17 protein-coding genes are annotated in these 23,738 nt (G+C 35.5%); 8 read left to right on the top strand and 9 right to left on the bottom strand.

Going from position 1 to position 23,738, the window contains the following annotated elements; genetic code table 11:
* Positions 1-9: 9 nt before the first annotated feature.
* The 5 genes from IRZ78_RS02915 to IRZ78_RS02895 form a co-directional block, all read right to left on the bottom strand.
* Entirely contained in the window at positions 10-1,635 is a 1,626-nt protein-coding gene (locus tag IRZ78_RS02915) for an arabinan endo-1,5-alpha-L-arabinosidase (RefSeq protein WP_194615104.1), read from the bottom strand.
* A gap of 12 nt (positions 1,636-1,647) precedes the next feature.
* Positions 1,648-3,195 (bottom strand): alpha-L-arabinofuranosidase C-terminal domain-containing protein, encoded by a 1,548-nt coding sequence (locus tag IRZ78_RS02910; RefSeq protein WP_194615103.1) that lies wholly within the window; start codon positions 3,193-3,195, stop codon positions 1,648-1,650.
* 61 nt (positions 3,196-3,256) lie between these two features.
* Complete coding sequence (locus IRZ78_RS02905; RefSeq protein WP_194615102.1) at positions 3,257-4,267, bottom strand: arabinan endo-1,5-alpha-L-arabinosidase; 1,011 nt, start codon at positions 4,265-4,267, stop codon at positions 3,257-3,259.
* Between the two features lie 186 nt (positions 4,268-4,453).
* On the bottom strand, positions 4,454-6,016 hold the full coding sequence (locus IRZ78_RS02900; protein ID WP_194615101.1) for a RagB/SusD family nutrient uptake outer membrane protein: 1,563 nt from the start codon (positions 6,014-6,016) through the stop codon (positions 4,454-4,456).
* A 30-nt stretch (positions 6,017-6,046) separates the two neighbouring features.
* Positions 6,047-9,091: a TonB-dependent receptor gene (locus IRZ78_RS02895; protein ID WP_194615100.1), complete on the bottom strand. Its 3,045-nt coding sequence runs from the start codon at positions 9,089-9,091 to the stop codon at positions 6,047-6,049.
* Between the two features lie 555 nt (positions 9,092-9,646).
* Between IRZ78_RS02895 and IRZ78_RS02890 the strand changes: the two genes are divergently transcribed.
* A complete protein-coding gene (locus IRZ78_RS02890; RefSeq protein ID WP_194615099.1) occupies positions 9,647-10,336 on the top strand; it encodes an NUDIX domain-containing protein in 690 nt (229 codons plus the stop codon).
* Between the two features lie 114 nt (positions 10,337-10,450).
* Positions 10,451-10,609: a hypothetical protein gene (locus IRZ78_RS02885; protein ID WP_194615098.1), complete on the top strand. Its 159-nt coding sequence runs from the start codon at positions 10,451-10,453 to the stop codon at positions 10,607-10,609.
* A 234-nt stretch (positions 10,610-10,843) separates the two neighbouring features.
* Here the strand turns inward: IRZ78_RS02885 and fsa are convergent, their stop codons facing one another.
* The 3 genes from fsa to IRZ78_RS02870 form a co-directional block, all read right to left on the bottom strand.
* Positions 10,844-11,500 carry a fructose-6-phosphate aldolase gene (fsa, locus tag IRZ78_RS02880; RefSeq protein WP_194615097.1) on the bottom strand — a complete coding sequence of 219 codons (657 nt, stop codon included), beginning with the start codon at positions 11,498-11,500 and terminating at the stop codon, positions 10,844-10,846.
* A gap of 9 nt (positions 11,501-11,509) precedes the next feature.
* A complete protein-coding gene (locus tag IRZ78_RS02875) occupies positions 11,510-13,564 on the bottom strand; it encodes a transketolase (RefSeq protein ID WP_194615096.1) in 2,055 nt (684 codons plus the stop codon).
* Between the two features lie 516 nt (positions 13,565-14,080).
* Positions 14,081-15,079, bottom strand: a complete 999-nt coding sequence (locus IRZ78_RS02870) for a GntR family transcriptional regulator (protein ID WP_194615095.1) — start codon at positions 15,077-15,079, stop codon at positions 14,081-14,083.
* A 102-nt stretch (positions 15,080-15,181) separates the two neighbouring features.
* Here IRZ78_RS02870 and IRZ78_RS02865 point away from each other — a divergent pair, with 102 nt between their 5' ends.
* From IRZ78_RS02865 to IRZ78_RS02845, 5 genes are all read left to right on the top strand, one after another.
* Positions 15,182-16,237, top strand: a complete 1,056-nt coding sequence (locus IRZ78_RS02865; RefSeq protein ID WP_194615094.1) for an aldose epimerase family protein — start codon at positions 15,182-15,184, stop codon at positions 16,235-16,237.
* Positions 16,238-16,295: 58 nt separating this feature from the next.
* Complete coding sequence (galK, locus tag IRZ78_RS02860; protein ID WP_194615093.1) at positions 16,296-17,456, top strand: galactokinase; 1,161 nt, start codon at positions 16,296-16,298, stop codon at positions 17,454-17,456.
* A gap of 16 nt (positions 17,457-17,472) precedes the next feature.
* Positions 17,473-18,528 (top strand): UDP-glucose--hexose-1-phosphate uridylyltransferase, encoded by a 1,056-nt coding sequence (locus IRZ78_RS02855; protein ID WP_194615092.1) that lies wholly within the window; start codon positions 17,473-17,475, stop codon positions 18,526-18,528.
* 222 nt (positions 18,529-18,750) lie between these two features.
* On the top strand, positions 18,751-20,436 hold the full coding sequence (locus IRZ78_RS02850) for a sodium/sugar symporter (protein WP_194615091.1): 1,686 nt from the start codon (positions 18,751-18,753) through the stop codon (positions 20,434-20,436).
* Positions 20,437-20,540: 104 nt separating this feature from the next.
* Complete coding sequence (locus IRZ78_RS02845; protein WP_194615090.1) at positions 20,541-21,323, top strand: SDR family oxidoreductase; 783 nt, start codon at positions 20,541-20,543, stop codon at positions 21,321-21,323.
* Positions 21,324-21,470: 147 nt separating this feature from the next.
* Here the strand turns inward: IRZ78_RS02845 and IRZ78_RS02840 are convergent, their stop codons facing one another.
* Complete coding sequence (locus tag IRZ78_RS02840; protein WP_194615089.1) at positions 21,471-22,337, bottom strand: AraC family transcriptional regulator; 867 nt, start codon at positions 22,335-22,337, stop codon at positions 21,471-21,473.
* A gap of 109 nt (positions 22,338-22,446) precedes the next feature.
* Here IRZ78_RS02840 and fucP point away from each other — a divergent pair, with 109 nt between their 5' ends.
* Positions 22,447-23,730: an L-fucose:H+ symporter permease gene (fucP, locus tag IRZ78_RS02835; protein WP_194615088.1), complete on the top strand. Its 1,284-nt coding sequence runs from the start codon at positions 22,447-22,449 to the stop codon at positions 23,728-23,730.
* Positions 23,731-23,738 lie beyond the last annotated feature (8 nt).

Genomic DNA, 23,738 nt, shown 5'->3' with positions numbered 1-23,738 from the left:
TGAAATTTTCTAATTAATCTTTTTTCCCCAAACCGGTAATCCGCCTGCCGTTAAACCTGAATAACTCAAAGTCACTTTTCTGGTGGCAGATTCCCAATCCCAGGCATCGGTTACATTACATTTTACTCCGTTTATGGTTAAGATTTTTTTGGCGCTGTCGTATGACCAGGTTCCATTTGCATCTCCGCTTACTTTTTTATCGGCGGTTAAATAAACGGTAATTGATTTTTGAATGGTTTTGTATTGATAATTCATGGTTATTTGTTCCCATGTTCCAATAAAACTAGCTTCAGAAATCGTGGTTGCCGGTACTCCTGCATAACGTTCTGCTTCTACAACCGGCCAGCCATCTTCTGTCCATTGAATCCCACGAACGTGTCCCATCATTACGGCATTCGAAACTGCGATTCCCGGAACTCCTTCCGGCAAACGTGCCTGAGAAGCGTAATACCATTGTTTGTTTTCTGGGTTTTGAAAAATTCCGCAATGTGATATTCCCACCCAGCCTGTATGATTTTTAAAAGAGTATGGATGTGTTAACATTGGGAAACAATCGGCTCCGTTTGTAATACTGGTTCCGGTAATGGTTTGATAAGGTCCCAAGATACTTTTTGAACGTGCTACACGTGTATTGTAAGCAACTGATAATTCATCATAAGCCAGAAATAAATAATAATATTGAGTCTCCGGATTATAAATAATTTCAGGTCCTTCGAGTGCTTGCCAGCGGTTTGAATTTACGTTACCGCGTCCTGCAATTCGTACTCCGTAATCGTCAATGGTTTTTAATTTATCCGGTTTTCCTGTTGCCGGGTTCAGTTTTAAAGCTGCGATTCCGGAATGCCAAGAACCGTAAATTAAATACTGATCGCCTTCAGGGGTCTGAATAAAACTCGGATCGATGGCGTTGAATTTAAAATAAGCATCCCAATCGTTTCCTCCGTTTCGAACATAGCTTTTTACGCCATCAGGTTCAGAGCAAACGACCATTCCTTTATCTACCCAATTGTTAGATGCTAAATCAGTTGTTTCGGCTAAGCCAATGAAAGCGCGTTCTGTCCAGGAAGTATTGGTATCTGTGCCTACAATAGGATTTGTTACTACAATACTGTAATACATTCTGTAAATATTACCTACTTTTCGAACGCAAGGCGCCCAATATCCATAATTAGGATTTGTAATGGGTGGCAAAGCAGGAGACATTCTGGCTCTTTTATTGTTTAAAGAATCTTTTACCCAGGCCGGAGCTTCGGTCATTGAAGGTCCCATAAATTCCCAGTTGATTAAATCTTTGGATCTTCTGTAAAAAAAATGTCCGTGACCATCTGTTGCATTCCCGTAAGAAGCATCGGTTTGGTACATATAATAATAGTCTCCTGATTTTTCTACAGATGGATCATGAACGTTGGCTAAATTCCATTGTGCTCGGCTTCCCCAACCTGATAATGAGGTGTAATTATCTGCGTAAGTTGGTCCCGGAAAAGCAGGCGTCACTACCGGTGGATCCACCACTACCGGTGGATCAGGATTTTCATTTGTTGCAGGATCATCTTTTGAACAGCTCACTGCAGCAAAAACAAATAAAAGCAGCCCTAAGTACGAGGCTATTTTTATTATATATTTTGATTTTTTCATTTTTTTAGCTTGTTATTTTCCTTCTAATACTACTACAGAGAAAGGAGGAATTGTGATTTCTAATTTTCCTTTTTTATTTTCGAAAGCTTTAAAAACTGTTGGTACAATTTTATTTGGAGTATCGAATGAATTATAATCCTGTAACTTAGCTGATGTTATAATTGTTCCTGTGAAGTTTTTAACGCCCAGATTATTGACATCAATTTCTATTTTATTTTTATTCTTAGCATCTACATTTACTAATGAAATATGAACCAATCCGCTTTTGTCTTTTGATGCCGAAGCCGAAACTGCCGGAAGTGATTCTCCGTTGAAAGTGTATAATGGTGACTGAAAATCAATTGGTAATAATTTAGCATCCTGATGAACGCTATACATTTTCATGACATGATAGGTTGGCGTTGTAATCATTTTTGCTTTATCCGTAAGGATTACCGCTTGTAAAACGTTTACACATTGTGCCAGGTTTGCCATACGAACTCTATCAGCATGATTGTTAAAGATGTTAAGCGTTGCTCCGGCCAAAACCGCATCTCTCATCGTATTTTGTTGGTATAAAAATCCAGGATTTGTTCCCTTCTCTACTTCATACCAGGCTCCCCATTCGTCTACAATCATAGCTACTTTTTTCTCCGGATCGTATTTGTCCATTATAGCAGAATGTTTGGTTACCAATTCTTCCATTTTTAAGGCAGATTGCATGGTATGAAAATAGCCGTCTTCGGTAAAGTTTACACCGTCGCCTTTTTTACCCCAATCGATAACGGCATAATGGTGTACTCCAACTCCGCCTAACATATTGATCGGAATGTTTTTCATTAAAACTTCTGTCCAGTTATAATCGGCACTGTTTGATCCTGATGCAATGCGGGTAATTCCGCCTGTATTTTCCCAATCTGACATGAAGGTGGCGTATTTGCGGTATTCATTAGCATAATATTCTGCTGTCATATTTCCTCCACAACCCCAGGCTTCATTTCCAATTCCCCAGAATTTTACTTTCCAAGGTTCAGTTCTTCCGTTCTTTTTACGCAAATCACTCATTGGGCTTTTGCCGCTAAAGTTGGTGTACTGCACCCAATCCGCTAATTCCTGAACGGTTCCGCTGCCTACGTTTCCTGACAAATAAGGTTCGGCACCCAACAATTCGCACATGTTAAGAAAATCATGCGTCCCAAAACTGTTATCTTCTGTTGTACCACCCCACCATTTGTTTACAATAGTTGGTCTTTCCTGTTGTGGTCCAATTCCGTCTTTCCAGTGGTAGGTATCTGCAAAACATCCGCCCGGCCATCTTAAATTCGGAATTTTTAATTCTTTTAAAGCTTTAACAATGTCGTTTCTAACTCCTTTTGTATTTGGAATTTTGGATGTATCTCCCACAAAAAAACCTCCATAAATAGAACGTCCTAAATGTTCTGCAAAATGCCCGTAAATGTTTTTGTCAATAGTTGGGGCATCAGCATTATTTTTAATAGTAACTACTGTAGTTTGATTTTGAGCAAAATTAACCTGAGTGAAAAGGGTAAAAAGAAATGTGCTTAAAAGTATTTTTTTCATAATGTGTTTTTATAAGTTATAAAGAGGAAAGCTTCGTGAAACTTTCCTCTAAATAGTATTTTTAATAAGAAAGTGATGGCCATCCTGATGACCATGTAAAATATACAATTTCGAGTTTGGGATTTCCGCTGTCGGCTCCGTCATAATAATGAACTGATCCTTTTTGAGTTCCGACAATTCTGGATAAATGACCTGGTCCGATATAATTTCCTTGTGTTGCTAAAACTGTTGTTCCGCCACCGTTCTTTAAATTCACTCCGTTTTTATCAACATAGGGGCCAAACGGACTTGTTGAGCGGCCTACTACAATATAGTAGGTACTGTTTACGCCATTACAGCAACTACCTCGGTTTACGAACATATAGTAATAACTTCCTTCTTTTATCAAACAAGGCGCCTCCCAACTTGCACTGCTTCCGCCGGCAACAATCGTTTTGCTTCCTGTCGTTTTTCCTGTTGAAGGATTAATCTGGATGACTCCAATTCCGGCATGCCAGGAACCATATGCCATATAAACATTGCTTCCGTCTACTAAAATTGAAGGATCAATTGCATTCACATCTGAAGCTGATGAGGATGAAACCACTACACCTCTATCTGTCCAGGTTGTTCCCGCCGAAGCACTTATTGCCGGAGCAGTTACCAACCCAATTGCTGATGTTGCGGAACCAAAAGTGGAGCATGAATAATACATATTCCATCGATTATTGAACCAGGCTACATCTGGTGCCCAAAATGTTTTTACAAAACCGGGGACATATCCTGTGATCCAACCTGGAGTCGAAGTAAATACTGATGCTCCCCAAGTCCAACTTGTTAGATTTGTTGAATATGTCATGGGTATATTATCTCCTGTTGTAAATACATAATAGTTTACGCCACTTTTTACAATTGTACTAGGATCGTGTGAGGGAACTTTTCCTGTAACAGTTTTGGCTGTTAAGTTTTTTACTTGAGAATTCTGAGTATCTACAACCGCGGCTGCGTCCTCATTTGAAGGATTTATAAGATCTTCATTTTGGCAACTTGCTAATAATACTGCTAATAAAACTAAACTTGTAATTGTTTTCATTGGTTATAATTTTAGTTAAGGTGTAATTATTATATCTCTGCAATCTCAATTTCTGTTTTTAAGATAATATCATGTAAAGGTTTTTAGGCCCTTACATGATATTAAGTATTCTAACTAATTCAAATAAAATCTTAGTCTCAGTTTTCAGTCGCACTAAACACTGAGACTGCGACCGGAACTGAAAACTTAATAACTGTCATTCTGTTTTGTTCCCGGATTATTATCCATTTCTAATTGCGGAATTGGATAAAATTCTCTTCCTGGTGTATACGAATTAAACTCAGCATCTCTCGATTTTAGCCAGGCTAATTTTGTAGCATCCTGTAACCATCCCCAACGACGAATGTCATCAAAACGGTGTCCTTCAAGAGGAAACTCCAGGAATCTTTCGTGACCTAGCTGTTCTCTCATTTGGGCTTGTGACATACCTGGTTTTACTGTTGCCAGATCTGGCAAACCAACTCTGTTTCTTACCATCTGAATGTATCCGTATGCTCCGGGAGTATCACCTGTTTCGTTTAAAGTTTCGGCATACATCAAAAGAATATCTGCATAACGCAACAAACGCTCGTTGATTCCAGAACGCCAATCCATTTCGCTTTCAAATTCTCCATCTGAATTTTGATATTTTCTACAAAATATATCATTCAAATCAGCTGGACTTTTTTCATAGTAAGTTGCAAAATCTTGTCCATACAATTTCATTCCGCCTGGTTTATTGTAAAATATCGTGGCATCTAAACGAGGATCCAGATCTCCTGATTGAGTTTTCTCCTCATGAAATTCATTGAATAATGCAAATGAAGGCTGAACATCTGTCCATCCAAAACCTCTTGCTGCATAAGTGATAGCACGTGCTGAAGTTTTTCCCCAATTTGAAGCTGGAATACCTCCCCAGCCTAATGCAACGCCTCCAGCCTCTCTACTCATTTGTACTTCAAAAAGTGACTCTGAATTATTTTCATTAGCAGTAGTAAAATTATCGCGATAATTTGATACTAATGAATAAACGCCTAAGTCAATAACTTGTTTGAAAGTAGCTTTGGCTTTTTCAAAATCCTTAGTAAACAAATAAGCTTTTCCCAGGTACCCCAGAGCTGCTCCCTTTGTTGCGCGTCCTGCCTCCCCGCTATCTAAACCTGAAACACTAGCGTATGAAGTAGGTAATAACTCAGCCGCAGCTGTAAAATCTGCAATGACTTGTGCCCAACCTTCTGCTTCTGTTTTCTGTGGATATTTAACTGCAATGTCTGTTGGAACCGGCACGTTTTTAAACATGTTTACTGCATGAAATAAGTAAAGTCCTCTCAAAAAATAAGCCTGACCTAAAATTCTGCTTTTTAGCGCCCCATTTGCCATTTCGATATTTGGAACATTTGCCAAAACTTGATTAGCACGGTAAATTCCCTGATAATAGGTTTCGTAAGCCCAGCCGTAAATTGCCGCATCCGCAACATTTGAGTTGAAATGCCCAACATTGTACATAGATGGCCATGGACTATTAGTACGAGCATCATCAGATCTTGCATCTAGTAATAAAGGTGTACTTCGCATATAAGTACCATCTGTTAATAAACTACTATAAACAGCGTTTATACCTGCAATCGCGTCCTCATCTGTTTTCCAAAATGATGCTGCCGTTTCAACATTTGGATCAACCTGAAGTAAATCTTCATTATCAACACAACTTGTTGTTAACACGGCTACTGAAAAGAAAGCCGTTATATAGTTAAATATTTTATATTTCATTTTAATACGTTTTAATTGATTAGGCTAGTTTTAAAAATTTACTTCAACACCCATAGAAATTGTTCTTGGATTAGGGAAAGATCCCGCATCGTATCCTCTGGAAAATAATCCATCATTGTAATTAAAATCGGGATCATAACCTTTGTATTTACTAATAATCAATAAGTTTTGCCCATTAACAAATATCTTCGCTTTCTGAATAAAAGTATCTTTAGGAACTGGAATTAAAAACCCGATTTCTAATGTCTGCAATTTGATATAATCGCCACTTTCAATAAATCTGTTAGAATCTCTTGCGTTTGCATTTGGATCTCCAATAATCGGACGTGGCACATTTGTGTTTGTATTTGTTGGGGTCCAGTAATTCAATGCATCAACACTACTGTTTCCGTATTGTTCTGCCATTAAATTACGGTACAATCCATTGAATACCTTGTTCCCACCGCTTCCTTGCCAAAACATAGAGAAATCAAAGTTTTTGTAATTAGCACTAAAATTAAGTCCGTAACTGTATTTTGGAATGGCAACTCCCTGAAAAGTTCTATCTGCATCTGTAATTTTTCCATCACCATTTACATCCCTAAATTTAAGATCTCCAACACCTGCATTCGTTTGTGTTGGCGAAGCTGCTAAATCAGCCGCATTCTGAAAAATCCCTGCCGTTTCATAAGCATAAAGTTCACCAATAGATCTTCCCACTTCTGTTTTTGACGCTGCTCCATAAATAGGATTTCCGTCTAAACCAATTTGTAGCACCTTATTTTTTAAAGTTCCTAGATTAGCTGAAATGTTATATTTAAACTTATTGCGATTGTTGTTATAACTTGCTGTAAATTCTAAACCGCTATTTCTAACTGCTCCGGCATTTGTTACAACATTTGCAGGGAACGCTCCCGTTGAAAAAGGCAACGGAACTCCAATTAGTAAATCTGTTGATTTTTTTTGATAATATTCTGCTGTAACTTGTAAGTCATTATTAAAAAATCCTAACTCAAGAGCTACATTCGAAGTCGAAGTTTCTTCCCAGTGAACATTTGGATCAATAGCACTAATTACTGTAGTTCCAGGTGCTAATTTATTATTAAAGTCGTATCCTGCAAAAGCATTAATAGTTGGAGAATAGCCATAAGCACCAATCGTATTATTACCTAAAATACCATAACCTCCTCTAACTTTAATAGTATTCCACCACTCAGGTAGGTGAATAAACTTTTCATTACTAATTTTCCACGCCCCTGAAAAAGAGTAGAAATTACCCGTATTATTCTCTTCACTAAAAAGTGATGTTTTATCTTGTCTGAAATTTCCAGTAATAAAATAACGATCATCGTAAGAATAATTTAATCGGCTTAAATACGAAATATTCGTAATCGTATTTTTATATTCTCCTCCATCTCTTGAGTCAGCATATTGAAGTTGACTGATCTCTCCCGGCGTATAGCCAACACCTTTATTCCAAAGTCTATAAAAATCCTTTTTCTCCTGAATCCATCCGCCTAAAACATCAATTTTATGCTTTCCAAGCGAAACTTCATATGTCAATAAATTATTCAGGAATGTTCTTGTCTGATTTCCTGTTTCAAGATCTAATGCCGCCTTCTCATTCGTTGTAATATAGTACCACCCTAAATTGCTTGGTGGATTAAATTTTCTATTTTGCCAATCTAATCTATCATAACTTACATCTAGTTTATATTTAAGACCTTTGACAATTTCAAGTTCTCCCCAGATATCTCCAATGAAACGATTTCTTTTTCCGTTATTCGTTATTAAATTATTAAACCCAATTACATTCATCGAAATAGCCCTTTGCGTTAAAACATCAGTACCTCCGTAGCCGCCAAGTCTGTTTGGATCATAAACAGGCATTGTTGGAATAGCGCCTAGCAAATCAACAATCGCTGATTGACCTGCATTATATTCGTTGAAATTCTCTTTGTCAGATTGTGTATAACCTATCTTAGAGCCATATTTAAATTTCCCTTTTTTACCATATAAATTTAAATTGGTCGATATTCTTTCATAATCTTGTGGAGAATTTAAATAACTGGTATTTTTAAAATAATCTACATTCATATTGTATCCTAAATTTTCAGCTCCTCCATTAAGGGTAAGTGAATGATTTTGGACAATCCCAGTTTGAAAAGCTTCCTTTTGCCAATCTGTATTTACATTTTTTATATAAGAAGGACTCGTTGGGTTATTTCCAGGAGCAACAGTTAATCCGGCATTTAATTCGGCAGCTGTTGTAATTTTCTGGTATCCAACTCTATCAGTCAAGTCCCATTCTTTAGCCACATTCTGGAGCCCGACTAATGACTTATATTTTATATCTAATTTTCCGTTCTTCCCTTTTTTAGTGGTAATGATTACAACCCCGTTTGCCCCCTGAACACCATAAATAGCGGCCGATGATGCATCTTTTAAAACCTGCATTGATTCGATATCACCAGGCGCAAAATCATTTGGACTATCAACAATCATTCCGTCAATAACAAAAAGAGGATTGTTGTTTGTAAATGAATTTATACCTCTAATTTTTACATTTACAAAGCCTCCGGGTTCTCCTGATGATTGTACTGTAACACCAGCAACCTGGCCCTGAAGCATTTTTGCAGGATCATAGGTGATCGTCTTTTTAGCTGATTCCATATCCACAACACTTATTGAACCTGTAAGATTAGATTTCTTTTGTGTACCGTATCCTACAACTACTACTTCATTTAGTTTATTGGTGTCTTCGCTTAAAGTAATATTTACTTTAGATTGGTTTCCTACTGTTAATTCCTGATTCTGAAATCCTATAAATGAAAAAACTAAAACATCGTTTGGAGATGCTTTAATCGAATATTCTCCATCAAAACCTGTTGTAGAAACGGTTTTGGTTCCTTTTATCAAAATGTTTACTCCCGGCAAAGGCAGTTTGTCTTGCGCCGAGGTAACAATTCCGGTAATCACTTTGTCCTGAGCCGACATTTGATTTACGGAAAATAATAGCATCATAAATGCTACAAGCCATTCTTTTTTTGGCAATAAAAAATTGCAGTAAAAAAATAATTTTTGGTTTGTTATCATACTGGTTAGTTTAAGTTGGTTAGCGTATAATTATAAGTGTTAATTTTACATTTGTAAATTTAAATAAAAAAAAAGCTTAAAAACAAATTAATATGGCAAAAAAAGGAGGTAAAAAAAATGCATATCACAAATTAAGTGTAAAAACAACATTTAAAAATTAATGTTATTTTCAAAAAAAAGAGCTTTTTGATCTATAATTTGTGTAAAACCAACACTTTTCATTAAAAAGCAACTTTTTACTCAAAAAAATGAGTTATAAAAAAAATTAACAAATGAGTTATTTATTGGATATTTGAAGCATAAAAATTTGTTATTTTTGTAAATAAAATCCTCTTTAGGTTCTTTTAAATTTCGACAGATGAATTGTTTTTTGATAAAATCAAAGCTTTTTTGTCGCGAAAACGATTGAAAAAGATAAATTGTGGTCTAAATTTGACTGTAAAAAACTCATTATTGAACTTCTTGAAAAAGACAAACTTATTAAGTGTAAAATCTACATTAATAAATTATGAAACGTATTAGGAAGTTTATATATTTACCAATAAAAAATTGAATATGCTAAACAGTTATAGTTCTGCAGATAAAGTCTTATTAGCAGTAGATTGTATCATTTTTGGATTCGACAGTGAAGGGTTGAAAATCCTTTTGATCAAGAGAGATTTTGAGCCTGAAAAGGGAAAATGGTCTTTGATTGGAGGTTTTTTAAAACGAGATGAAGTGTTGGATGATGCTGCAATCAGAATCTTAAATACGTATACAGGTTTAAACGATATTTATATGGAGCAACTATATGCTTACAGCGAAATCGATCGTGATCCTGTCGAAAGAACCATTTCAGTTTCCTATTATGCTTTGATTAATATCGAAAATCATAATGCTGAACTGATTAAAAATTATCATGCACAATGGTTTAGTATTGCAGATGCTCCTCATTTAATTTTTGACCATAACGAAATGGTGCAAAACGCCATTAAAAGACTTCGTTACAGAACTTCGATCAAACCAATTGGTTTCGAATTACTGCCTGAAAAGTTTACGATGCGTCAGCTGTTAGAATTATACGAAGCTATATTGAGTAAAGAATTAGACAAACGAAATTTTATCAGCAAGATTAATTCTTTAGAAATCCTGAATAAACTGGATGAAAAAGATATGCAGTCTTCCCGAAAAGGATCTTATCTGTATACTTTTAATAAAGAAAAATACGAAGAGAAATTACTCAACGATTTTGTATTGAATTTGTAAAAGTTGGCACGCTGACTTTACGGATTGAACTGATTTTCGCTGATTTTATTTTTTTTATAAAAATGTCAAATAGCTATATCATAATTTCTCTCGCAGATTTAGCAGATCAGGCAGATGAAAATTTTAAAAAAACCCGCTAAATCTGCGAGAGAAAAAAAGAAGAAAAAGAAGAAAAAATTATTCCTTAAGTTTAGTTCACAAATCGAACAAATTAAAATAAAAAATCCGCGTCAATCTGCATCACCCGCACAAACCGTGGGCTTAAAAAAATAAAACCCTGAAAGCCACAAACTTTCAGGGTTTTTTCTTCAAAAAAACTACTATTAAAAACTAACAAAATTATTATTTTAAGTTTTGGTCACGGATTTGAAACAAACAGATCTTTACAGTTTATATTATTTATCAATTGAACTGATATGATAAATTTTAATTGAGCTATCCATTAAATTTAAAATCTGCTTTGATCTATTTCATCCCTTAAATCCGTGGGCCAAAAAAGTCTTCTAATTAACTATTACCTTTTTGATAATCTGCCAGGAAAGTGGCAAGACCAATATCCGTTAAAGGATGTTTTAATAAGCCTTCGATGGCGCTTAATGGCCCGGTAATAACATCTGATCCTATTTTTGCACAATTGATAATGTGCATTACGTTACGAACAGAAGCCGCTAAAATTTGGGTTTCGTAACCGTAATTATCGTAAATCAGTCTGATATCTTCAATCAAAACCATTCCGTCAGTCGAAACATCATCTAAGCGGCCAATAAATGGCGACACATAAGTTGCTCCGGCTTTTGCTGCCAATAAAGCCTGACCTGCAGAAAATACCAAAGTACAATTGGTCCTGATTCCTTTATTCGAAAAATACCTGATTGCTTTTACACCATCTTTTATCATCGGGATTTTTACCACAATCTGCGGATGTAAAGCTGCCAGTTTTTCACCTTCAGCTACCATACCATCAAGATCTGTCGAGATAACTTCGGCACTAACATCACCATCAACCAATTCGCAAATTTTTATGTAATGATCTAAAATATTCTGAGCTCCGGTAATTCCTTCTTTTGCCATCAACGAAGGGTTTGTGGTTACACCATCTAAAACGCCTAAATCATTGGCTTCTTTAATATCTTTTAAATTTGCTGTGTCTATAAAAAATTTCATGTCTTTCTATTATTTTAATAAGTTGTAATTGTTATTTTCTAAATATTTCAGGATTTCTTTACGGGCATTTTCGCTGGTAAATCCAAATTTCTGATCTAAAACTAATGCCGGAGCCGAATATCCAAAATGGTCTAAACCAAATACTTTTCCTTTGGTACCAACAAGGTTTTCTAAATTAACCAGAAGTCCGGCGGTAAGTCCGAAAACCAAAGCATCTTTTGGAATAACACTTTCCTGATATTCCGCAGACTGAAATCTAAAAAGCCCTTCTGAAATAATAGAAGCCACATTTATACTTAATTTAAAATCCTGTGCCAGTTCTTTTGCAGCCTCGATAAGTGTTGCTACTTCAGATCCGTTTGCGATTAAAGTGACGTCAGGATTTGGATTTGATTGTACCAGATAACCTCCTTTTTTGGCTTGAGAAGCTTCTTCAAATCTTGAACTTCCGTTTGTTGGAATATCTTTTATATCTTGTCTCGAAAGAATTAAACCAGTTGGCGTTTTTTTATTTTCGAGCGCCATTTGCCAGGCTACAGAAGTTTCTACAGAATCTGCCGGACGTAAAGCCAATAAACTCTGATCTCCCGAATGATTTTTAATTTTTTCTAGTAATCGAATCTGAGCTTCCTGCTCAATAGGCTGGTGCGTTGGACCATCTTCGCCTACGCGGAAAGAATCATGTGTCCACACATATTTTACCGGTAATTCCTGAATGGCGGCCAAACGAATCGCCGGTTTCATATAATCTGAAAACACAAAAAATGTTGCCACAACCGGAATTACACCACCGTGAAGCGCGATTCCGTTAGCAATTGCTGCCATCGTTAATTCCGCAACACCGGCTTGCAGAAATCCTCCGCTAAAATTATTCTTTTGTAAAACCGATGATTTTTTCAGGAAGCCATCTGTTTTATCACTATTCGATAAATCGGCAGAAGACACAATCATGTTCTCTACATTTTCAGCCAGATATCCTAAAACTGCCGCCGATGCATCTCGGGTCGCCGCATTGGCTTTTTGAGCAATTGTGCTAAAATCCAATGCCGGTAAATCTCCATTAAAAAACTGTTTGATCTTTTCAGCCAATTTTGGGTTTTGTTTTTCCCAGGCCGAAATTTGTATTTTTCTATTTGCCGCTTCTTCTGTTTTATTTTCTAAAATTGATTTATAATGCGTTTCAACCTCTTTATAAATCGCAAATGAATCTTCAGGATTGGCACCTAAATTCAGTAATGTTTTTTCGAAATTGGCTTTTGTAGCGCCAATAGGTTTTCCGTGCAATTCGCATTGTCCTTCGTACATCGTTCCATCTGCCGTTACACAACCTTTTCCCATTATGGTGCGGCCAATAATTAGAGTTGGTCTTTCTAATTCAGCATGAGCAGCGTTTAATGCTGAACGAATATGAGTGTGATTATGACCGTCAATGGTAATCACTTTCCATCCCCATGATTCGTATTTCATGGCTGTATTTTCGGTCGTAACCTCATCTGTCATCGAAGAAAGCTGCACATCATTCGAATCATAAAACATAATAAAATTGTTCAATCCTAAATGTCCTGCAATTCTTCCGGCTCCCTGCGAAATTTCTTCCTGAACGCCGCCATCGGTTATAAAACCATAAATTTTATGATCGAATAAATTCTCAAATCTTGCTGATAAAAACTTAGCCGCAATAGCTGCTCCAACGCCCATGGCATGTCCCTGACCCAATGGTCCTGATGTATTTTCGATACCTCTTTTTACATCAATTTCAGGATGTCCCGGAGTTACAGAACCCCATTGTCTGAAATTTTCAAGATCTGTTTTTTCGTAATTGCCCAGCAAATGATATTGTGCATACATCAAAGCCGAAAGATGTCCCGCATCCATAAAAAAACGATCCCTGAAAATCCAGTTCATATCAGTTGGATCGTATTTTAAGTATTCAGAATATAAAATATGCATGAAATCTGCGCCTCCCATTGATCCTCCCGGATGTCCGGAATTTGCTTTTTCGACCATCGAAATAGCCAAAGCTCTTATATTATCTGCCGATAATTGGTCTATTTTGTTATTCATTTCTAAGTTAATTTCAAGTTGGTTTGGTTTATTTAATAGCAGATTTGTAATAGTTTTTACTAAATTTCAAAATAGAACATATCCTATTTTTATAAAGCAAAATCAAAACAAATAATAAGTGTAAAATTTACATTTACAAATGTATGTAAAATAATTTCACAAAAACAAAAAAATTGTTTCGTTATTTTTTTAATTAAAAAATTAGGGATTTAATAGATTATTGGTTTTTATTGTGAGATATTGGTTTGTCAAATAAAAAAATAAAACATAACGGGAGATTGGAAATTGGATAGAGATGTCCCTACGGGACATTTGCGTGGGGTGATAATTTAATATGCTACCAACCTTTAACTCCTAGCGGAGTTATCCAATCTAAATGATTGGCGGAAAAAATTCTCAAATTATGCGAAATGAAATATCTCGTAGAGATTAAATGTTGGTAGAAATACAATATCGTCCATATTCCAAAATGTCCCGTAGGGACTAAACCAATCGCTTAAAATAATATTTTCCTCTTTACAAAGAATTGCGCATCATAAGAGATGATTTGTTTTCTATTTGTTCTTTCTTTCCTTTTAGGACCATATCTGCCAAAATTTTTCCCATTGTTTCAAAATGGGTCGAAATTGTGGTGATTCCGTTGGCGACAATCTTTTTTAATGGTGTTTCATTATAGGATATAATTCCGAGATCGATTCCTAATTTCAGGTTTTGGTCTCTTGCTTTTTCGATTACGCGTACTAAATCACGATCATTCGGGATAATGTATAAATCGCCCAAAGTAATTTCGCGGTCGGTAAATTCAGTGATGATTTCGTATTCAAAATCATATTCCGTACAAAAAGCTTCAAACCCAATTTTCATTCCGAGTGGTTCTCTGAAACCCGGGAAAATCAAAATCAGCTTTTCATATTTACCCAGTCTCAACTTTCCTTTAAGCAAACCTTCAAAAATATCTTTTTCATGATTTTGATAAATTGCGGGATACAATTTCAGATCCGGATTGGTCTGATCCAGTATGATAACTTCGCCTACTGGTAGGGTTTTTATCAATTTAGCTACATCGTTTAAGTTGGTGGGCATGATGATGTATTTTGTATAATTTCCGTTACTGTCATTTATGAGTTTCTGAAAAACGGGAACATTAAAATGATGAAAGAAAATATCGACCTGAGCATTTTTTCCAATATGCTGCAAAAACGAATTATAGATGTCTTCCTTAAAACTATTTAATTCATCAAATAATAAGAAAACCTTCTGTTTTATAGTCGTTTCAACGCTTTTCACGTAATATCCTTTACCGGGAATGGCGTAAATAATACCTCTTTTTTTGAGTTCATCGTATCCTAATAAAACGGTATCACGCGATAATGAAAAAGCCAGACAAACTTTATTCACAGACGGAAGCCGGTCGCCTTTTACCAGTTTTTCTTCTTCAATTGCTTTTTCTATTGACAGAATTATCTGCTTATATTTTGGCAAACCAATGTTATTCTGAATCGAAATAATATTCATAAAAAAGGAAATTTTGGTGCAATATACAAAAAACTGGTAGGTACTGGTATGCAAACGTAAATAATGTTTCTATTTTTGGATTTCACTTTTGGCAAAAATAATATGGAAATAAAACATATATCGCATTTTCAAAACGGATCTGCATCTAAATCATTTGGTTTAATGCCCGATAAGGAAGAAATTCTTTCTTTTGAATTATCTAATAAAAACGGAATGAAAGTTCAGGTCATTAATTATGGCGCTACTGTAACTTTATTACAAATTCCGGTTTCGAATGGTAAACTTGTTGATGTTGTTTTGGGTTTTGATACTTTAGAATCATATCTGGCTTCTTATAATTTACCAGGTGCTCCTTATTTTGGGACCACTGTTGGCCGTTATGCAGGAAGAATTAGTAAAGGTTCTTTTAAATTAAACGACAAAACATACCAGTTGAACATCAACAATAACGGAAATGCATTGCATGGCGGAAATGTTGGTTTTGGACAAAAGGTATGGAATGTTACCAATATTACTTCAGGCGATAATCCGTCGATTACACTGAGTCTTTTGAGTGAAGATTTAGACGAAAATTTTCCGGGAGAATTACACGTTGATTTAACCTATACTTTAACCGAAGACAACGAACTCAAGCTGGAATACAAAGCGACAACAACACAAGATACGGTTATCAACTTGACGCATCATAGTTATTTTAATCTTGATGGTCATGACGGAAATGTTCTGGATCAGACCATGTTTATTGATGCTGAAAAAATGCTGGAAACAGATTCAGTTAATATCCCAAGCGGAAACTTTACTGCTCTTGCCAATCATGATTTCGATTTTAGAACGACTAAAAAATGTCCGGCAATTATTGACAATTCGTTTGTAATTGAAGCTACAAATAATGCTGTTGCAAAATTATACAGTGCTAAAAATAATTTGCAAATGAGCGTTTACACTGATCAGCCAAGTGTACATATATATGTAGGCGGTAAATGTTCTGACACATTAAAAGGAAAAGAAAATATAAACTACCATACCACAAGCGGAATTTGTTTTGAAACTCAAAATTTTCCGGATGCACCAAATCAGGAACATTTTCCAAATTCGGTTTTAAGAAAAGGTGACGAATACCATCAAACAACGGTTTATAAATTCGAAAATATAAACTAATATTTTTTTAAAGAAAAGTTCAAAAATTACAAGATAATACCATTTCAATTACATCATAATGAATGACATTTTAGTACAGAACACCACTGCTTTTTTTGAGAAATCTTTTGGATCAGCTCCTCAAAAAGTAGTACTTTCTCCAGGAAGAATCAACATCATTGGGGAACATATTGATTATAATGACGGTTATGTTTTACCAGCTGCAATCGACAAAGTTATTTGTTTTGCTTTTGCGAAAAACGATACCAAAAAATCGCGAATAGTTGCCATCGATTTAAACGAAGATTTTGAAATTGATCTGACTCAGCCAGTCACATTAAGCGATGTAGTCTGGACCAATTATATCCGCGGCGTTATCAAACAATTGCAGGATAACGGTTTTGTGTTTGAAGGTTTCAACTGTGTTTTTAGCAGTAACATTCCGGTGGGTTCCGGATTATCTTCTTCTGCTGCTTTAGAATGCGGAATGATTTTCGGTATCAGGGAACTTTTCGATCTGAAAATTGAAAAAGTAGATATTTCTTTATTAGGACAAAAAGCAGAACACTGGGTAGGTATCAATTGTGGCATTATGGATCAGTTTTCGAGCGTTCATGGTGTAGAAAACAAAGTGATTAAATTAGATTGTAATACGCTTGATTTTGAATATCACAATGCCGATTTTAAAGATTACTCTTTAATGTTATTTGATAGTAATGTAAAACATTCGCTTTTTACATCTGAATACAATACCCGTAGAATTGAGTGCGAACAAGGATTGGCCATTATTAAAGAAAATTTTCCTGCTATAAAAAGTTTCAGGGATTGTACCGAAGAACAACTTTTGAGCATTCAGGACAAAATAAGCCCAACTGTTTTTAAAAGAGTGCATTATGTTGTTAAGGAAATTAACCGCGTGATAAAGGCTTGTGAGGCTCTGGATAACGGAAATATAGAACTTTTAGGACAATTGCTTTTTGAAACTCATTACGGTTTATCGCAAGAATACGAAGTAAGTTGTGCAGAGTTGGATATGCTTGTAGATAACGCAAAAGCTGATGATGCAATTATTGGATCGCGACTTATGGGAGGTGGTTTTGGTGGCTGTACCATCAATTTGATTAAAAAAGGACATGAAAATGAGGTAAAAAGTAAGTTTTCAAATCTTTATTTAGATACATTTGGGATTGAATTAAAATTCTATGATGTAAAAATCTCAAACGGAACAACACTACTTTAATACCACAAGAATTACAATGAAAAATTTTGACATTAACGAAGATCCACACAGACGTTTTAATCCCTTAATTAATGAATGGGTTTTAGTATCACCTCATCGAGCAAAACGCCCCTGGCAAGGACAAAACGAAACAATTGCAACCGAAGCATTACCAAAATACGACCCAACTTGTTATTTGTGTCCGGGAAATGTTCGCGCTAACGGATTAAACAACCCAAATTACGAAAGCAGTTTTGTATTCGAAAATGATTTTGCTGCCATGAAGCAGGATGAAATTATTTTTGAAGAAGATATTAAACACACTTTCTTTAAAGCTAAACCGGAACAAGGAATTTCGAGAGTGGTTTGTTTTTCGCCACGACACGATCTTACGTTACCGGAAATGGAAATTGACGGAATCGAAAATATCATCAGAACCTGGCAAAAAGAATATACCGATTTAGGGAACATAAAATACATCAACCACGTTCAGATTTTTGAAAATAAAGGAAGCGTGATGGGCTGCAGTAACCCACACCCGCACGGGCAAATCTGGGCGCAATCATCATTGCCAACTCAGGTCGAAAAAACACAAAACAGCCTGAAATCTTATTTTGATAAAAATAACAGAACCCTTCTTGAAGATTACCTGCAAGCCGAATTAAAAACCGGAGAACGTATCGTAATCGAAAATGATCACTTTGTAGCATTGGTTCCGTTTTGGGCAATCTGGCCTTACGAAACGATGATCATCAGCAAAAGAGCGCTTAATAAAATTACTGATTTTACGGCTGAAGAAACTAATGCGTTTGCTACAATTTTAAAGCAATTAACGATCAAGTACGACAATTTATTTAGCACTTCATTCCCATATTCATCAGGAATTCACCAGGCACCAACAGATGGTTTAGAGCATCCTGAATGGCATTTTCACATGCATTTTTATCCGCCGTTATTGCGTTCGGCAACAGTTAAAAAATTCATGGTGGGTTATGAAATGTTAGGCGAATCACAACGTGATATTACACCTGAAAAAAGTGCCGAAATTTTAAGACAACAATCTGATGTGCATTATAAATCGACTGGAAAATAACCTGTAAAAGTCCATTTATAAGAAGGTCATTTTAAAATTTAACACAATAATTTATTTATAAATGTAAAAAATACATTTGTAATAGTATATTTGTAATTATTTATTTTACTTTTGGCTTTCGTTCTTATTTCGTAAAAAAATAACAGAATAAAAACACATATCACATTTTAAACCAAATTAAACAAACAATCACCTATACTAATTTTTAAAATACTACTAACAATGAACCAGAACCTCGCTTTCGCAGATTATGCGGTTTTTATTATTTATTTTATCGTAGTTTCTGCCTACGGTTACACGGTTTACCGCAAGCGTAAACAAGACGAACAAGATGCCAAAGCTTACTTTTTGGCTGAAGGAAACTTAACCTGGTGGGCTATTGGAGCATCTTTGATTGCCTCAAATATTTCAGCAGAACAATTCATCGGGATGAGCGGTGAAGGTTTCTTTTTAGGAATCGCTGTTGCGGCTTACGAATGGCTTGCTGCTATCGCTTTGATTATTGTAGCAGTTTGGTTTATTCCTGTATATCTTAAAAACAAGATTTACACGATGCCTCAATTCTTAAAAACACGTTACAACGAATCTACTGCATTAATTATGGCGGTTTTCTGGTTGTTTTTATATGTATTTGTAAACTTAACTTCTATTCTTTATTTAGGAGCAGTTGCTATTAATGGTTTAGCCGGTGGAGAATACCTTCACGTGATCATGATAGGTTTAGCAGTATTCGCTTTATTCATCTCTTTAGGAGGTATGAAAGTAGTAGCTTATACAGATGTTATTCAGGTTGCTGTATTAATTATTGGTGGTTTGGTAACTTCGTATATCGCCCTTACAACTGTTGGACAATATTTTGGAGTAGGTGAAAATGCTATTGCCGGTTTCAAAGTTTTAATGAGAGAAGCTCCTGAGCATTTCAAAATGATTATTCCAAAACCAACTGCAAATTCTTCTCAACTTGAAATTGATAAATATTTGACTTTCCCAGGTTTAATGTCGTACTTGGCTGGTATCTGGATCATCAACTTAAACTACTGGGGATGTAACCAATACATTACTCAAAGAGCTCTTGGTGCTGATTTGCAAACTGCCCGTACAGGTATTTTATTTGCAGGTATGCTAAAATTATTAATGCCATTAATCGTAATGTTACCTGGTATTGCTGCTTACGTTTTATACACAAACGGACATTTACCTCAACTTGTTGGAGGAAAAGACGGAGCTTATTCTGCTGTATTGACATTCTTGCCAACTGGATTAAAAGGACTTTCAGTAGCGGCTTTAACTGCTGCAATTGTAGCTTCATTAGCCGGAAAAGTAAACAGTATCTCCACTATTTATACTTTAGATATTCATAAAAAATACATCCAAAAGGATGCTGGCGAAAAACAACAAGTAAACATTGGTAGAATTGCCGTTTTTGCTGCAATGCTTTTAGCTGTTTTATTTACATGGAATGACATCTTAGGAATTGGCGGAGTTGGTGGATTCACCTACATCCAAAAATATACAGGATTTATTAGCCCTGGAGTTTTTGCTATGTTCTTCCTTGGTATGTTCTGGAAAAGAACAACAGGAACTGCAGCAATTGTGGGTGTAATTTTAGGATTTGTTTTATCTGTATTATTCAACGAATATGCTCCGGCTTTATTCGGAAACGAAACTTTATTATACACAGCGTATAATAACGGAAAAGGTGCTTTTGAAATTCCTTTCCATATTTGTATGGGATTATCATTCTTCTTTACAATGTTAGCAATGATTGCAATCAGTTTTGCAGGACCAAAAGTAAATCCTAAAGCATTTGAAATCGATGCTGAAATGTTTAAAGTAAAACCACAAACTACAGTTTTAATCGTAATTACATTATTAGTAATTGTAGCTTTATACGTTAAGTTCTGGTAATATAGAACGTTTTAATTCTCTCTATTTTTATAGCTGTTGTCGTAAAGGCAACAGCTATAAAATTATAAATCAGTTTGTATTTTTCATCTTTAATAAAAAATATCATGCAACTATCCCTTACCAATAAAATTATCATAGTAACAGGCGGTGCAAAAGGAATTGGACTTGGCATTTGTAATGTATTAGCAAGCGAAGGTGCCATACCCTTTATTGTAGGCCGAAATGAAGAGGACAACAATAAAGCAGTAAATGAAATTAAAGCTTTAAGAAAAGAAGCCTTTCAGGTTGTTGCCGACTTAACAAAACCGGAAGAATGCAAAAAAGCAGTCGAAGCTGTTATAAAACAATGCGGACGAATTGACGGATTAGTCAACAATGCCGGCGTAAATGACGGAGTTGGTCTGGAAAAAGGCAATTATGAAGATTTTGTTGCCTCTTTGCATAAAAATTTAATTCATTATTATCTAATGGCGCAGCATGCGTTACCTTACTTAATTGAATCAAAAGGAGCGATAGTCAATATTGGCTCAAAAACTGCCGAAACCGGACAGGGAGGAACATCTGCCTACGCTGCTTCAAACGGAGGCCGAAATGCTTTAACCAGAGAATGGGCTGTTGAATTATTAAAATACAGCATTCGTGTCAATGCGGTTGTAGTGGCAGAATGCTTCACGCCTCTTTATGAAACATGGATCAATACTTTCGAAAATAAAGAAGAAAAACTGGCATCCATTACACAAAATATTCCTTTCGAAAACAGAATGACAACAGTGGATGAAATTGCCAATATGGTTGTTTTTCTTTTATCCGAAAGATCAAGCCACACTACAGGGCAAATTATTTATGTTGATGGAGGTTACACTCATTTAGACCGTTCGATTTCTTAAAGAAAATGGGCACTACCATTAAAATAAAACTGAAAAAATAAAACACGAATTTCACTAATTGACACTAATTAATTTAACGAACTAAGCTAGTCTCTTAGTATTTGTGCAAATTCGTGAAATTCGTGTTTAAAATTGAACTACGATTCATTAAACTGCAGCACTCTTTTTAAATTCGCTGGGAGTCATTCCCATAAATTTTTTAAAAAGTTTATTAAAGTTAGAGGCCGTTTTATAGCCGCATTCATAGGCAATCTCAGACATGCTCAAATCGGTTTCTAATAAAAACTTGCAGGCCTTAGAAACCCGAATTTCGTTTAAATATTCTACAAAACTTTTCTTTGTTTTTAGCCTGAACATTCTACAGAAAGAAGTTGGCGTCATATTGGCAATTGCGGCAATTTCAACCAGGACGATATCTTTTTTATAATTTTCATTTACATATTGAAAAACTTCCGAAAGCCTGTCTTTTTTAGCATCTTTATGTGCCGTAGAATAAGCTTCATTATTGATATAAATCCTATCCTCACTTTCTGATAGCAATGATAAAATTTCAAAAAGACCAATAATTACTTCAAAATCTTTTTTCAGCAGCAGTTTTTCTAATTTTTTAGCAATCTGTTTATTTGTTTTTCCAATGATCGAAATTCCCTTTCCTGCCTGAAAAAACAATTCATTTATTTTCTGTGTTTCTTTTAATTCGTAAAAAGCAGGCCCAAAAATATCTTTGCTAAAATAGACCACAATAGCATTTGCTTTTAAAGTCGAAATTCCCTGATAATACATTTCATCATTCAGCCAAACGTGCGGAAGATCTGAACCCAAAAAAACCATATCGCCGGGCTCAAAAGGCATAACCGAATTGCCAATGATTCGCTTTCCAAAACTCTCCTTTACATACACCAATTCCAGTTCCGGATGAGAATGAAATGGCGATTGAAAAAACGATTCCTCACGATTAAGAACCGAAACTGTAGAGTTGGTGTAGGATGTTATTTTGGTTTGCTCTAATTTCATGGAGACAAAGATAATTAAAGATTAAACAAGGATAATATCGGATTACTAACTAAGCTGTAAAAATTATAATTTTAAATTTTATTAAACGTAAAAATAATCCCAAAAAAATATGAAAGAAGCCGTTTTTCCAGAATATGACACCAGTACAAAAGTCAAGACTTCAAAAAAATGGTTGTTGCCCTACATTTTAGTGACAAGTTTGTTTTTCTTTTGGGGATTTGTGCATAATCTCGATCCTATTTTAATTCCGCATTTGCGCAAAGCATTCAGCCTGACAGACTTTGAATCTTCACTTGTAGACTCGTCGGTTTTTATCGCTTATTTTGCCATGGCACTGCCTGCGGGGTTTATCATGAGAAAATACGGCTACAAATCAGGAATTCTTGTTGGCTTACTTTTTTTTGGTATTGGATCTGTTTTATTTGTTCCCGCAGCAAATTCGCTCGAATACAGTTATTTTCTGGGAGCATTATTTATCATTGCCTGCGGATTGACTTTTTTAGAAACTGCAGCAAATCCGTATGTTACTATTTTGGGACCTCCGGAAACGGCTACACAACGACTTAATTTTGCACAATCCTTTAATGGTCTTGCCGCATATATTGCCCCAGCCTATATTGGTCCGCTTATTTTATCCAACAAAACCTTATCTCCTGAAGAAGCAAATGCAATGTCAGATGCTCAAATGCACGCTTATGTGGTAGCAGAAGCAGCCAGTGTAAAAATGCCCTACTTAACTTTAGGACTAATCATTTTAGTAATAACCGTAATTTTCTATTTTACTCCAATGCCCGATGTAAAAGAAAAATCAACAACCGAAGTGAGCAGTTTTAAAGAAGCCTTTAAATCTATCAAATTGAAATGGGGAATTTTAGCGCAATTTTTCTATGTAGGGGCACAAGTTTGCGTAGGTAGTTTTTTCATTAAAATGGCCACAACATCGGCTAATTTATCCGAATCATCGGCAGCAAAATATTTAGGTCTTTTTGGATTGTTTTTCATGATTGGCCGTTTTGCGGGAACCTATTTTATGAAATTTGTTGAACCCAAAAAACTATTATTAGTATACTCTTTTATCAATATAATACTTTGTACGATAGCCATTTTAGGCAACGGAATGTTAGTCGTTTATACCTTAATCGCCATTGCATTCTTTATGAGCATCATGTTCCCTACTATTTTCTCGATGGGAATAGACGGACTTGCTCACAACACAAAAATAGGATCTTCCTTAATCGTCATGTCTATTGTGGGCGGAGCAATACTGCCACCAATTTTAGGTGCCATCTCAGATCATACCGGAAGTATCCAGAACGGATACATTGTTCCTTTAATTTCATTTTTAATAATCGCCCTTTTTGCTTACAAAGGACAACAACAAACCAGACAATAAAACAATAT

This window comes from Flavobacterium sp. CSZ, assembly GCF_015350725.1.
GTDB lineage: Bacteria > Bacteroidota > Bacteroidia > Flavobacteriales > Flavobacteriaceae > Flavobacterium.
The sequence above is the reverse complement of the archived record's forward strand: the minus strand, read 5'-3'. Positions and strand labels throughout refer to the sequence as shown.